Genomic DNA, 13564 nt, shown 5'->3' on the forward strand with positions numbered 1-13564 from the left:
TATGTGCTGGAGCACAAACAATTATGGCAGGTTCACTCCTTTCTGGAACATTAGAAACTCCAGGAGAATTAAAGGGTGGAATGAAACAATATAGAGGTATGGCCTCAAAAGCAGCGCAAGTATCATGGCGTGGTGAACTTCCAAAAGGAATGGCAGCAGAGGGTGTAGATACTCTTGTACCTTGTAAAGGACCAGTGGCAGACGTAATTTCTGAACTTACTGGTGGCCTTAGATCTGGAATGACTTACCTTGGTGTTGATAATATTGCAGCTATGAAAGAGGTTGGTCTCTTCATGGAAATGAGTACTTCAGGAATGACTGAGTCTCGTCCACATGGAAAGGTATAATAAGGAAATTTAATGAGTCTATTTAACGGACAAGAAAAAATAGTTCTCTCTTACCCAAAGCTAAAATCTAGAATTGAGGGGAGAGAGAATCCAAAAGAAGAAAGAGAGAAAGCATTAAAGAACTTGGCCGAAATTCGTGCAGAGTTCTCTAAAACGTATATTAAAACTTTTCAAAAGTTACTAGATTCTACTCTGCCTAAGTTATATGACGGGGTTAACTTCTCTGAAAACGGTGTCGATTTTAATAAATTAGTTAAAGAGAAGTCAGTAGTAATGGTGCCAAATCATCAATCACACGCTGATTACGTTGCCATCAACTATATGGTTTTCAAGAAGTACGGCTTTCCTCTCTACGTTGCAGGTGGAAATAATCTAAATATTTTTCCAATTGGAAAACTCTTTAGAAAGTCAGGATGTTTCTTTATAAGAAGATCATTTGCAAGTGATGTTCTTTATAAGCTAACTCTTGAAGCCTATCTCTACTACCTATTGATGGAGCAAAAGCCTATTGAGTTCTTCTTTGAAGGTGGAAGATCTAGAACAGGAAAGCTTCTTTCTCCAAAGTATGGCCTCTACCAAATGATTTTAGAGGCCCACAGCCATCTTCCACCAGATAGGAAGAAGGATCTAGCTTTTGTTCCTGTGAGTATTGTTCATGAATACGTTCCAGAGCAAAAATCTTTAGCTAAAGAACTTGGTGGAGCAAAGAAAACAAAAGAGAGCACTGGACAACTTCTAAGTCTCTTTAAACTCTTTAGCTATCAATTTGGATCAGTTCATATAAAGCTTGGTGAGCCAATTATAGCCGCTAAGAAAAATGATGATAATCTTAAAGAAGACGTACAAAACCTAGCGTTTGAGTGCTTTAGAACTGTTGGCGCAAATATGAGCGTTACTCCTTCAGCACTTCTAGGCCTAATCTTATTAGATGAGCCTGCGGGAGCACTAGATTGGACAGATATCCTTGCTAAAGGAAAGCAGATCATTGAATTCTGTGACACATACAGAATTCCTTATACAGACTCAATGCAGGAAGCAAAGCTTGAAGATAGCCTCGGTCGTGCATTAGATATAATGATTGGTAATAAGAAGATCGATGTCATTGGAAAGAGCTCTAGAAGTCACACTTTCTATGCAATCAAAGATGACCATAGACAAGAGCTTCTATACTTTAAAAATACAATCCTTCATCACTTCCTAATTCCATGGGTTATTAACTATGCGTGGATTAATCTCTTTAGTGGAAAGATTGAAACAGTTAGTGATCTTAAGAAACTATTCCTAGGACATAGAAGACTTCTAAAGCATGAGTTCTACCTTCCTACTATTAAAGACTTTATGGAGAAATCATTTATTCTCTTATCGTATTTAATAGGAAGAGATATCAGCTCACTAGAAGAGTGTTTAGAGTTATCACATAAAGAGCTCTATACAATTGCTTCAAGCCTTGGAGTATTCTCTAGATCATTTAACTATATTATAGAGGCCTACTACACTAGTGCCTGCGCCTTTAAATCCCTTGCTGAGGCCAATGGTGAAGCTGGATTTAAGATGAGTGATTACTCTAAGAGATTTAAAGAGATTCACAAAGAGGAAAAAGAATTAGCAGTGATTGTTAAATTCCCTGAGTCAAACTCAGAGCCTCTTATGAAGTCTTCAATGAAGTACTTTCTTCACGAAGAAATGATTGTAAATTCAGCCGGTGAAATAAAAGTTAAAAACGCTAAGCTACTAGATGAGAATATTGCAAATTTTGAAAATCTCTTATTAGAACTTAGAAAATTTAACCTTCGCTCTCAAGCATAGATGATGGATAGTGTTAAAGAAATCCAAATTGGTAATGGGCGCGTTATATTTAAGAAGGAAGAGCTTAGAGAAGCTGATATAGTAGCAACTCTAAAAGAGGTAGATGACTTCATTGAGAAGAATCCTAAACTAACTAGGGCCTCTGACTCGAGTTTTATTTACTTCTTTGATCATCAAAGTGAAACTATACGTATAGGAAAAGAGATTATAGGATTTTGTAGTAACGATTTCCTAGAGGACTTTGAGCTTTCGGCGATGGATTTATCCTCTTCGACTATTTATAGCTATACTTACGATGGTGATTTAGATATAGATTCTATTTTGACTAAAGAGAAATTGATTAGACAAAGTGAGATCTTTTTACCAACGTGGAGAGTGAGAATTTCTGGGACAGTTGGTCAGTTGATACGGCTAGAGTTCTGGAAAAGTTGATTATTTTTCTAAAATAGGCCAAAATTAAAGTAATAAAACTTTAATTTTTTGCATTAGCATGATATTTCATATGCTTATGCGATAACATAAAATTCACTTGGAGGTGATTTATTAAAGACAAGCATCGCGGCGGTAGAGGAAAAAATTTAGGTCCTCGTATTAATGACCAGATTAGAATCAATGAGTGTAGACTTATTGGCGATGACGGTACTGCTTATGGTGTCGTTACTTTAGACAAGGCAAGAGACATTGCTGGTGATCTTGGATTGGATCTAGTTGAGGTTTCTCCTACAGCTAAACCTCCAGTTGTTAAAGTAATCGATTACGGTAAATTTAAATATGATCAACAAAAGAAGGCCAATGAGGCCAAGAAAAAGCAGGCTCAGGTTTCATTGAAGGAAATTCAATTTAGACCAAATATTGAGGCCCATGATCTAGATACTAAACTTAAGCGTGCTGAAAAGTTCCTTGAGCAAGGTGATAAGATCAAAATGGTTATGCAATTCCGTGGACGTGAAATGGCATATAGAGACCAGGGTATGCTTAAGTTCAAAGATATATTGGCCACAGTTGAAGAGCTTGGTTCTCAAGTTGAAGCCGATCCAAAAATGATGGGGAATAGAATTATTACTATCGTTGCTCCAACTAAAAAAGCTGTTAAGGGTACTGCTGAAAAAGCTGCTCCTAAGGCCGAAGAAAAAAGCGAATAGCAATATCAGTCACTTAGGTGGCTTCTCGTGAAAGAGTAGGACTTAACATTGCGTTAAGTCCTTATTTTTTCTTCTTTTTTACTCAAATACCCTTTTACAAATAGAATCAAAGTTGTTATATAATACTGCTTCAATTATTTAGTTTTTTACACGGTTTCGACCGTAGGTGAAATCAGAGGAGATTTAGCGATGCCTAAGATGAAGACCAGAAGAGCAGCGGCCAAAAGATTTAAGGCTGTTGGTAATGGTAAATTTAAAAGAAAAAGAGCAAACTTAAGACACATTCTTGAGAAAAAAGCTCATGACTGTAAGAAAAGAGCTGGTAAGACTGACTATGTAGATCAAGCAGATCTAGGTCGTGTTAAAACTATGCTTCCATACGCATAATTAAAGAATAATAAAACTGAGGCTTGGGATTCTAACTTTAGAGTGAGAAGAGCAAAAACAATTGGCCCCCAAGTATTCGTTAAGGAGATTTTATGTCTAGAGTAAGAAGAGGCTTTAAAGCCAGAAGAAGAAGAAACAAAATCGCTAAGCTTGCAAAAGGTTTTCACTTTTCAAGAAGAACTAAGTACAAGTTAACAGCTGACACTGTTAAAAGAGCATTACATTACTCATACATCGGAAGAAAACTTCTGAAGAGAGATATGAGAAGATTATGGATTACAAGAATTTCTGCAGCTGCAAAACAACTTGATGGTTCATACTCAAAGTTCATGGGTAATCTTAAGAAGAACGGTTCTGAATTAAATAGAAAGATGCTAGCAGAAATTGCAGCAACTGACTTTGAATCATTCAAAGCTATCTACGAGCAATCAAAGAAGTAATTTAAAAATTATAAAACAATAATTGAAAGCATATTAGGCCACTCTTTGAGTGGCCTTTTTATTGAGTATTGTTTAAGAAATCTGAAAGAACATCCTTCTTAAATACCTACGAGTGGTACTAATCTACTATATTCCAATAAGAACTGTAGAAAATGATAATGATTGTAATCATATTGAAATATTTAACTTATCTTAAGGTTGAAGCATCCGATAAAAATAATAATAAAATATAATAAGGAAGCTATCGATGTTTGAAGAAGAGTTTGTAAAATTTCCTATAAGTTTTTTTTATAACATGGACAAGGCAGTAGTTAATATCTTCATCTGCATCCAAAAGAAAGAAGGCCTTAAGTATATTCTTCGCTACGCTAAAAATGATATTATAGAATTAGAAGAGCTAAAAAACTATCAGAGTAAAGGAATGTCTTATCTCTTTATTGTGGAGTCTGATAAGGATGAACTAAACAATACTCTTTCAAACTCTACCTGCTATGAAGTAGCAACAGAGAACACACTAGAGTCTATGAATAACGCTCTTGAACTTGCATCTAGTCTCTTTCATGAGACTGGCTATAGTCCTGCATCTATTCAATTGATTGAAGAGTTAAACCTTAGTTTATTTAACAAGCTAGAACAAGAGTCAAAGAGGTCCCCTAAAGGAGCTTTAATAAAGAATATTCTAGATTCAAAAGACTCTATCTTTTTTAAAAAAGTTTCACTTCATTCAGTGCTAGGAATGGATATTCTAAAGAAAGAAGAGTGGGCAATGCAAAGGCATTATGAACTATTTAATTTTATGTCTCTTTTTTGTGACATTGCCCTAACAAAGACTGACATGATTTATGTGTCTACTCAAGAAGAGTTTGATGAAAGCAAATATAGTAAAGAAGATAGCGAAGTATTAGAGACGCATGCTTTAATTGCCTTTGATCTATTAGATGGATACCAGGCAAAACCTATAAATGTTGATCTCTTAATTCTTGAGCACCATGGAAATAAATCGGGGATAGGCTTTAGTGGAAATGTTGGATCAAGTTTAAATAAGATTGTCGTTATATCAAGAATTGCTGAAACTCTTGCTCTTGAATTATTAAAGAGTGAAAGAGATCATTTGAATTATAGTTTTGAAGATGTTGTGGAGCGAGTTGACGAAAAATATGATTCTCAAAGAGTTAGAAATATTTTAAAAAGTGTATCTCTCTAATAAGAATAACTGCGAGTTATATTGTTTATAATATTACTAATCTTTATTGTCTTAATATTAAATTATTTTCCACAGTTAGATTTATGTAACGTATTGAGTAGTTTTAAACTATAATAACTTGATGAAGTCTTTAATTTTATTAACTCTCTTTCTTTTCTCCCTTAGTTCATCTTCAAATGAAAAAGAAAGTGCTACATATTATATAATTGAGGATTCAGCAGCTCCCTTTCAAATTAATAATGAAAAACTAAAACCATCGGGGTTAGTGTCTGATATTTTATATGCCATTGCCTCTGAAGATATAAATATTGAACCAAAAGTTTTACCTTTTAATCGAATGATTCAAGAGATGAGTTCTAAAGATTCTGGTCCATGGGTGAGTTATGGTTCTAAGTCTTGGGACGGAGTTCAGTCAGAAATCTTATCTAAAAATTCAATAATAACAATTAAGCACAAGCTCTTAACTCTAAAGAAGAATCCGTATAATAAAATTGAAGATCTATTTGGAAAAAGAATCGCCTTCATCAGAGGCTTTCAATATCCTGGACTTAATCAATATGTAAAAGATAAGGCCATAAGCGTTGTTACAGTACCAAATCACGAGTCAGCTATAAGAGCAGTTGAGATTGGTAGAGTGTTTGGCTTTCCTGAAATGGGTGTTCGTTTAAAATATCATATGAAGAAGAATAAAATCAATGAAGACTTATTTCTATATAATGACATCTCTAAAGTTATTACTGACTATGATATTAACTTTTGTTTTTCAAAAGACTTCCCAAAGTATGAGATAGAAAAGCTAGATCGAGAAATTGAAGCCATGGAAAAAGCAGGAAAGATTAAAAGTATTATTGACTCTTATATCAATTAATTTTAGCTACTTATCTAAAGTCTTTATTTTACTACTATAATACTAAGATTTTCTATGTTTAAAGATTTTACAGATTTGTAATATTTTCTAAGATTTTGCTTTTAACTTTTAAATTATCCTATTCTAAATCTATGAAACGTCTTATTTTTTTAATATTTCTAATGAACCAAAATATATTGGCTTCAATTGATGATGCGAATACTCCAGAAGTTTTTCAAAGAGAGTATATCTATACAAATTCTGAACTTAGAGAAAATATACAGACTGTTGGTGTTAACACTTGTGTGGCCCTTGTTGTTTTAGATGATTATGGAAATGGCGCTCTGGCTCACTTTGATGCTGCTACTAATATAAGTAGTGGATTAATAGAAATACTATCTAATTTCAGTGATCAAAGTACTCTAAGAGTAAGTCTCTATGGAGGTCAAAGTCCCTATAAACTAGAAAGATTACTTATAGATAACTTACAGCAACTAGGTATTGAAAAAGTAGAGAGCATACGAAATAGATCTACTAGTGATTCAATGAATATAAATATAAATCTTAAAACAGGTAAGATATCTCAGTACGATGAATTCTATTCTAGTTCTAGCTATAGTGAAAGAAAGTTTAAACTTGATAGAATGAAGTTTTCAAAAAGGCTATATCGACACGAAGATTCAATTGGCGGTGGTGATTCTGTGCCAGACTTTAGAGATGAAGAGAATAATATCTTTGATTTTGGATTTTAGAAAAATTAGAGGCCGCACTTAGAAAGTACGGCCAGGTATACCTAGTCTTGAATATCAGTAGCAAGACAAGCTTTAATAGCATCTTTTAAGATTTGGTGCTCAGCAATTAGAGTTGAAGAGTTTGAACCACCTCTTGAAGAACAACCTCCATGAGTGTGAATCGCAACAATTTCACTAGTCGCTTCTTTTAAAATTGATGAACCAGAGTTTCCACCCATAGTGTCAGCAACATGGCTCATTGTAGATCTACCAGACCTTGAGCTAGCACTAGTTATTTCACCTGTGTGAGTTTGTTGAGCTAGATTTCTTTCTTTATCATTACGATCTAGACCGTATCCAGTGATTCTAATAACATCACCTTTTACTGGCATATCAAATGATACATTATAGTGACCTTGAACATCACCAGCATATTCACCAGTAACATTGTTTGGAAGTACTTTCATAACAGCGTAGTCATTACCAACTCCACCGTTCTTATAAACAATTGACTCTTGATCAATTTCGTAAACATCTTCAACACCTGGATGTTGAATTCTTCCACGTGAATCTGACATTGGAGTGTTAAATTCTGCAATTTTTAAAACTGACTTACAGTGACCAGCTGAAATTGCGCATGAACGACCAATCATCGTTACCGTACAACCACCTGAACCTGTTCTAGAATCAAGTGCTCTAGCTATTTTTGAATCTGTTGATGGAACTCTATCATCTGTTCTACCACAAATAGACTTATCTGATGCGTTTGATGAAAATGAAAAAACACTGAGTAGTGCAATCGCTGCCGCTGACTTTATGAGCATATCTCCTCCATGAAATATTTTTTATACTAAAATGTTATAAGAATTTGATGTGAGAGTATACTTACAAAAACTCTCATTTAGAAAAAACTAGTTAGTACTTGAGCAACTAGCTCCGCCTAATACGCAAAACTTTGCGCAGAAGGGATGATTGAGATGAATATCTTTGAATGACTCTTGTAGCGTTTCTCCAAGCTCAAACTCTTTATTGTAAGCAATAAGAGTACAAGAGAGAACTTTTGGTTTTAGCTCGTTCTTTCTTTTCACTATCATTCTTTGAGTTGCACACATCTGATCACTAGGGGAGACGTTGAGAATATTCCAGCAATCTATAGTTATCTCTGGAACATCTTCCGTGGCATTCATCTCAGGAAAGATAACTAATGTATCTTTGTCTAGTTGTAGATCTATTTGATTTGCCTTCACTAACTCTTGATATCCAAGTTGTGCAACTTGCTCACTCTCTTTAAAGAGAGATCTCCCTGCAATACTGATATGAAAGCTATTTTGATATAACCACTTCATAGAGTTCAGTGTCGGCATGAAAGTCCCTGGCCCTCTTTCTCCTTCATGAATTTCTTTTGTGTAGTGATCTAGAGAAATACGCAAGCGTAAAAGATCTCCATATTCATCTCTTAGCTCTACTAATTTCTTTTCCCATCGCTTTATCACTTTGTGAGCATTAGTTAGAACTAGTACTGGTATATTTAATGAGAGACATTCCCTTAGAATATCAATGATGTGTGGATTTAGAAAAGGTTCACCACCGGTAATGCCAATACTCTCAAGCTTCCAGTTGTTTTCTTTAACTTCATCAATATACTTTTTTACATCTTCATGGGTGAGATAGACTAGGCGATCATTTTTAGGGCTTGATTCAATGTAGCAGTTTTCACATGAAAGGTTGCAAAGTGTACCTGTGTTAAACCAGAGAGTCTCTAGTTTCTTGAAAGAAACCTTTCCTCTCTCCTTACCATCGGCCGTGGTATGAAGGTTTTCCCACTTTTCATACTTCTCTACTTCCATTCGTTTAGCTCCCAATTATAATTAAGCCAGCTAATAGGAGTTTTATCAGTAATATTTTTTTCTTTTGAATATTTCTTTATAAACTTATGAAGTCCTTTGAAGTCTAGTCTATACCACTTAAATATTTTAGATAAGTAGAGTGTTCCATCTTTAAAATCATTCTTAGTTTTATTATTAATAAAGTAAGTGGCAGCACTGTCTAGGAGAGAATCTAAGTTTTTTTCAGTGAAGGCAGTCTTTTGTAAGTTTGGACAACTAATACTTGCGCAAACTACAGCAAAATGAATTCGTGGCTCTTTAAATTTCTTTCTAATAACTTCATGTTCAATCCAATCAAGATTTCTCTTATGTCCTAGGAAGTAGAAGAAGTCTTTTTTAAATGCACTAGTAAAAAGTGATCCAATGTCTTTTATACTTTTTACTGGATAATGATCTATGATTAATTTAACAGTATGAGCGTTATATGAATTAATTAACAGAGCAAGCTTTTGATTGTTATTAAATGTTTCATACTCTTCTCTTTTCAGTGAAGATAATTGTAAGAGATATTTATTCAATGATAGGGGAGAGTTCTTTATTTTCTTATAATCGAATAGGCTCTGTTTACCTTTCATGTGAACATTACTAGAAAGGATGTCATTCCAGGCTTTATGAGTATGATCAAAGGCAAATGTATTTTGAATGAATAGGAATGCTAGTATTATAAAATATTTCATTGAAGCCTCATATTTAGGAAAATAAATGTTTGTCTAGAATAATACATCATTTTCATTTAGAATAATCTAAAATTATCAATGGATTAATAAATTGATCAACTTCTCAAGCCCTAAATTTATAGAGTCTATAAAACGTGGTGAGTCCTCTGCAAGAGAGCAACTCGTTCGTACTTATACATCTCATCTCTTTAAAGCGGCCCTTGGCATGGGACTTTCTGAAGAGCAGTCTAACGATGTAGCACATTCCACATGGATTACTTTCTTTGACGTTGTAGGGAAGTTTGAAGGAAGAAGTCATATTAGAACTTTTCTATTTGGAATTTTCTACAATAAGGTAAATGAACTTAGACGCTCAAACCTTAAGTTCCTTAAGACTGATCCAATTGAAGAGATTATGGAGTCTCGTTTTGCTGATGATGGTCACTGGAGTGAGGGATGGCCTACTAGTCCAGATAGAGCACTAGAGAATGCTCAAGGCCTTAGTATTATTGAGGAGTGTATGGACAAGTTGCCTACAGTTCAAAAAGCAGTCTTTCAGCTAAAAGTTGTAGATGAAGAAAAAAATGAAGATATCTGTAACATTTTAGGAATTTCGAGCACTAATCTTAGACAGTTACTCTATAGATCAAAGACTAGGTTGAAAGAGTGTGTTGAAAGAAAGGGTGAGAGATAATGTTTAAGATGTTCTCGTGTAAAGATATATCCAAGGCTACTTGCCACAGTGATGACTTGAATTTAGCTGAGAAGCTTAACTATAAGATGCATCTTCTAATATGTGGGAATTGTCGCAAGTACGCTCATGGCATAGAAGTCATCGGAGAAAAATTTACAGAAGTGTTAAAAAAGAAAAGAAATATCTCCTCTGAAAAAATCACTCAATTAGAAAATAGAATTTTAGAAAGTATTAAAAAGAATAATGAGAGCGAATAAGCTTTCCATTTCGAAAGTGCTTACATTCCCCACTGGACATTAATTCAATGACACCATGAATTTCTTCACCATCAGGGATTCCACTTGGAAGATAGCTTGCACTTGCTCCCGATGAAAGAGCTGTATCAGAATAGTTATCGCTAATTCTTTGAGTATCATTGCTAAAGAGAGATCTATTTGCTTCACCAGCGCTTAAGTAGGGCTGCATTACTGCTGCTATGGTACTATCACTTTGATGAGTAAGCCCTAGTAAATGTCCGGCCTCATGAAGGATAACTGTTCTCATATCATAAGTACTTCCAAGGTCATCCCCATAGCCAAAGTCGTAGTCTTTCTCATTCACAATAATATCGGCGTGAGATAGTTGATAGTATTCTCCTGAACTGTCAGTCCTCTTATAGGCATAGAACTGAGTTATCGCAAGAGCACTTGATGAAACTGAACTAAACCAATCATCTGACTTATAAACTCCAAATATACTGTCTTTGTATGTTGATAGGGCGTCAGACCCTTTTGAGGGAGTCGTCGCTAGTCCGTAATTAAAGAGAACTTTTCCTGCAACACCGTCATCCCATTCTTTTTGCATTTGCTCAATTGGGTTTCTGCCGTTTCCATCTAAATCGCCAGCTACAAAGCTGAAGTCGTCTGAAACGTAGAGATTTAAAGGCAGAGAGGAATCATCCCAACGAATTGGGAGAGTTTCATTAACACTGCCAGGCGATCTAGCACCAGATGATACTGTTGTAACATTTTCTGTTACTTTACAGCTTATTAGACCTATTAAAAGAGAAAGAAGAAGTATGAACTTCATTAATATATTTCCTATGCCCGATGTTTAAATACCAATGACTTTTGGTGCTATTCACTTGTCGGTTATAGGATAAGGGAGTTTAGGGAATTCTTGACAGAAAAGCCCTCCGAAGAGGGCCTTTATATGAGATATTGTGTAATTTTAAGAGTTTGCTTTAGCGTGGTCAGCAAGAAATTGAGAAAGTCCTTTATCTGTTAAAGGGTGCTTAAACATTGCTCTGACGACATTAATTGGCATAGTTCCAACATCTGATCCAACCATCATTGCATCTCTTACGTGAGTACAGTGTCTGATAGAAGCCGCAAGAATTTTTGTTGAGAAGCCATAGTTGTCATAAACAGTTCTAATTTCATCAATTAATTGCATTCCATCGTGACCGATATCATCTAATCTACCAATAAATGGAGAGATATATGTAGCTCCATTCTTAGCTGCTAGGAATGCCTGGTTTACAGAAAAACAAAGAGTAACATTTGTCTTAATTCCATTGTCTGAGAACCACTTACAAGCAGTAATTCCAGCTTCAGTTAAAGGAAGTTTGATTACAACATTCTTGTGAATTTTTGCAAGCTCTTGTCCTTCTTGAATCATTCCATCAACGTCAGTTGCAATAACTTCTGCTGAGATTGGCCCATCTACGATTTCACAGATCTCTTTGATTACGTCTTCTTGAGTTCTACCTGTTTTAGCAATTAAGCTTGGGTTAGTTGTAACACCATCGATAACGCCCCATTTAGCCGCTTCTCTGATTTCTTCAACTAGTCCTGTATCTAGAAAGATTTCCATTATATTCTCCTTAATTAGTCAATAATTTCTGAACATAGCTTAACTGTGTAGCCTGACATAGTAAATAGATAATCGGTTATCTATTCCTATGGCGATTTTTTTTGAGATATGGGTCATAATATAGTTATGAAGTCTTTTATAATGTGGTTTCTCCTTATTTCTTCAATTCTTTTTACATGGCAGATCTACGCCGTGAGTGGAGAGGACGCTGTTGATTACTCTAAGTTTTCAAAGCAACTTGCTAAGGAACTTCAGCAGGATATCTCTAAGCTCGAAGAGCTAGAAGATGAGGATTCATTCTATGATAAAGACGTAGACTATTCATCTTTTTCAGCAAGAGTCACGGATAGAGATAAAACATCTAATATAATTAAGATTTCTTCAGAGAATAGAAATATCAAATTCTTTAGAGCAGGTGATGAGGTTCTTTTCAATATCGCGAGTATGAAAGATCGTGAAAAGTGTGAAGGACATGTGAGATCTGTTGAAGATAAATACTTTGTAATATTTGTTAAAGACCTTATTCCTTGTTGGGGAAAAAGTGAGTACTTCAGGCGTGGTACTGTTCTTGTCATTAAGTCTTTTCGATTGGCCGAAAGAGTTCGTGAAGCTTCAATTTATAGAGGAGTTCTTTTAAAAAGAAAGAAGAGCTTCTTTGAGCAACTCAATAATGTGAACCATTTTATTTGGTCATATAACCAACAGAAAGTGAAAGTTGCAGCAGAGTATGACCGAGAAATAATGAAAATTAGAAAGAAGAAACAAAGAGCTCTAGAAGAGCTTCAATTAAATAAGAAAGATCAAATTGTCTTACAAAAAGAATTAATTCAAAGACTAGATGGTATCGACGAAGACCTTAACTTCTATAGAATAGATAAAGATGAACTAACTATTGATAGATGGCACCTTGATCATGACCTAGGTCTTCCAGTTGGGAAAAGACCCGGGAAAGTAAAGACTACGTTTTAGATAAATAGTTTTTATAAAGCTCACCTAAGAAGTTCTCATTATATATATGACTCATCATATGCTCTTTATAAAGCTTTAAGCTATAGGTTGGAGCAACTCCCATCCATTCTTTTATAAGTGTGTCTGGATGAGCTTGTGTAAGCCATTTGAATATACATGCTTGTCTGAGAGACTTTGGAGTAAGGGTGATCTGAAGCTTCTTTCTATATTCTTCAAATATTACTTCTAATCCTCTAGGGCTTAGAGAGCCTGAAAGAATTCTATAAGGATTGGCGTTAAAGAGTAACTCATCAAAGTTAACAGCTGACTTAATCTTCATATCACTTAATTTTAAAAGATATTCTTCAAGAACCAATTTAAAAATTGGAGGAAGAGGGATTGTATAAGGGTCTCTCTTAGGATGATTGATAAGAACTCTTGGAGTTTCACCGTCTAGAAATATATTACTTGTTTTAAGTTGACTTAAATCTGAAACTTTAAGTCCTGCTCCAAAAATGAGTAACATTACAATCTGGTTTCTTCTGGCTATTAAAGAAAGCATTTCGTTCTTTGATGTCGTCTCTTCTAGTAGTGATACCCAAAGTGTCTTTACGTCAATAAA

Annotated in this window: 18 protein-coding genes; 12 read left to right on the forward strand and 6 right to left on the reverse strand. The window is 34.8% G+C overall.

Annotated elements, in window-relative coordinates:
• The 9 genes from ABX784_RS11135 to ABX784_RS11175 form a co-directional block, all read left to right on the forward strand.
• A partial coding sequence (locus ABX784_RS11135) for an IMP dehydrogenase (RefSeq protein ID WP_372655114.1) occupies positions 1–347 on the forward strand: 347 nt, incomplete at its 5' end.
• 12 nt (positions 348–359) lie between these two features.
• Complete coding sequence (locus ABX784_RS11140) at positions 360–2153, forward strand: 1-acyl-sn-glycerol-3-phosphate acyltransferase (protein ID WP_372655115.1); 1794 nt, start codon at positions 360–362, stop codon at positions 2151–2153.
• Complete coding sequence (locus ABX784_RS11145; RefSeq protein WP_372655116.1) at positions 2154–2585, forward strand: hypothetical protein; 432 nt, start codon at positions 2154–2156, stop codon at positions 2583–2585.
• Between the two features lie 158 nt (positions 2586–2743).
• The gene (infC, locus tag ABX784_RS11150) at positions 2744–3295 is read left to right on the forward strand and encodes a translation initiation factor IF-3 (protein ID WP_372655131.1); all 552 of its coding nucleotides are present in this window, start codon (positions 2744–2746) and stop codon (positions 3293–3295) included.
• Positions 3296–3484: 189 nt separating this feature from the next.
• Positions 3485–3682, forward strand: coding sequence for a 50S ribosomal protein L35 (gene rpmI, locus ABX784_RS11155; RefSeq protein WP_372655117.1), 198 nt, complete (start codon positions 3485–3487; stop codon positions 3680–3682).
• Positions 3683–3774: 92 nt separating this feature from the next.
• The gene (gene rplT, locus ABX784_RS11160) at positions 3775–4122 is read left to right on the forward strand and encodes a 50S ribosomal protein L20 (protein ID WP_014244619.1); all 348 of its coding nucleotides are present in this window, start codon (positions 3775–3777) and stop codon (positions 4120–4122) included.
• 247 nt (positions 4123–4369) lie between these two features.
• Complete coding sequence (locus ABX784_RS11165) at positions 4370–5326, forward strand: hypothetical protein (RefSeq protein WP_372655118.1); 957 nt, start codon at positions 4370–4372, stop codon at positions 5324–5326.
• 121 nt (positions 5327–5447) lie between these two features.
• Entirely contained in the window at positions 5448–6194 is a 747-nt protein-coding gene (locus ABX784_RS11170) for a substrate-binding periplasmic protein (RefSeq protein WP_372655119.1), read from the forward strand.
• Between the two features lie 131 nt (positions 6195–6325).
• Entirely contained in the window at positions 6326–6925 is a 600-nt protein-coding gene (locus tag ABX784_RS11175; RefSeq protein WP_372655120.1) for a hypothetical protein, read from the forward strand.
• A gap of 41 nt (positions 6926–6966) precedes the next feature.
• On the opposite strand, the gene ABX784_RS11180 is transcribed toward ABX784_RS11175, so the two are convergent.
• The 3 genes from ABX784_RS11180 to ABX784_RS11190 all read right to left on the reverse strand — a co-directional run bounded on the left by ABX784_RS11180 (position 6967) and on the right by ABX784_RS11190 (position 9467).
• Complete coding sequence (locus ABX784_RS11180) at positions 6967–7728, reverse strand: serine protease (RefSeq protein WP_372655122.1); 762 nt, start codon at positions 7726–7728, stop codon at positions 6967–6969.
• An 87-nt stretch (positions 7729–7815) separates the two neighbouring features.
• Positions 7816–8751, reverse strand: a complete 936-nt coding sequence (locus tag ABX784_RS11185; protein ID WP_372655123.1) for a radical SAM protein — start codon at positions 8749–8751, stop codon at positions 7816–7818.
• Positions 8742–9467 carry a DUF547 domain-containing protein gene (locus ABX784_RS11190; RefSeq protein WP_372655124.1) on the reverse strand — a complete coding sequence of 242 codons (726 nt, stop codon included), beginning with the start codon at positions 9465–9467 and terminating at the stop codon, positions 8742–8744. The genes ABX784_RS11185 and ABX784_RS11190 overlap by 10 nt, the downstream gene beginning before the upstream one ends.
• 91 nt (positions 9468–9558) lie before the next feature.
• On the opposite strand from ABX784_RS11190, the gene ABX784_RS11195 reads away from it, so the two are divergent.
• On the forward strand, positions 9559–10140 hold the full coding sequence (locus ABX784_RS11195; protein WP_372655125.1) for an RNA polymerase sigma factor: 582 nt from the start codon (positions 9559–9561) through the stop codon (positions 10138–10140).
• Complete coding sequence (locus ABX784_RS11200; protein WP_372655126.1) at positions 10140–10397, forward strand: hypothetical protein; 258 nt, start codon at positions 10140–10142, stop codon at positions 10395–10397. Before ABX784_RS11195 ends, ABX784_RS11200 begins: the two co-directional genes overlap by 1 nt.
• Here the strand turns inward: ABX784_RS11200 and ABX784_RS11205 are convergent.
• Positions 10372–11208: a matrixin family metalloprotease gene (locus ABX784_RS11205; RefSeq protein WP_372655127.1), complete on the reverse strand. Its 837-nt coding sequence runs from the start codon at positions 11206–11208 to the stop codon at positions 10372–10374. The two genes, ABX784_RS11200 and ABX784_RS11205, sit on opposite strands and share 26 nt — an antisense overlap.
• Positions 11209–11349: 141 nt before the next feature.
• Positions 11350–11994 (reverse strand): fructose-6-phosphate aldolase, encoded by a 645-nt coding sequence (gene fsa, locus ABX784_RS11210; protein WP_372655128.1) that lies wholly within the window; start codon positions 11992–11994, stop codon positions 11350–11352.
• Between the two features lie 126 nt (positions 11995–12120).
• On the opposite strand from fsa, the gene ABX784_RS11215 reads away from it, so the two are divergent.
• Positions 12121–12963 (forward strand): hypothetical protein, encoded by an 843-nt coding sequence (locus ABX784_RS11215; RefSeq protein WP_372655129.1) that lies wholly within the window; start codon positions 12121–12123, stop codon positions 12961–12963.
• Here the strand turns inward: ABX784_RS11215 and ABX784_RS11220 are convergent.
• The coding region (locus tag ABX784_RS11220; protein ID WP_372655130.1) for a site-specific integrase at positions 12953–13564 on the reverse strand (612 nt) is incomplete at its 5' end. The genes ABX784_RS11215 and ABX784_RS11220 overlap by 11 nt on opposite strands.

This window comes from Halobacteriovorax sp. (assembly GCF_041587335.1).
GTDB lineage: Bacteria > Bdellovibrionota > Bacteriovoracia > Bacteriovoracales > Bacteriovoracaceae > Halobacteriovorax.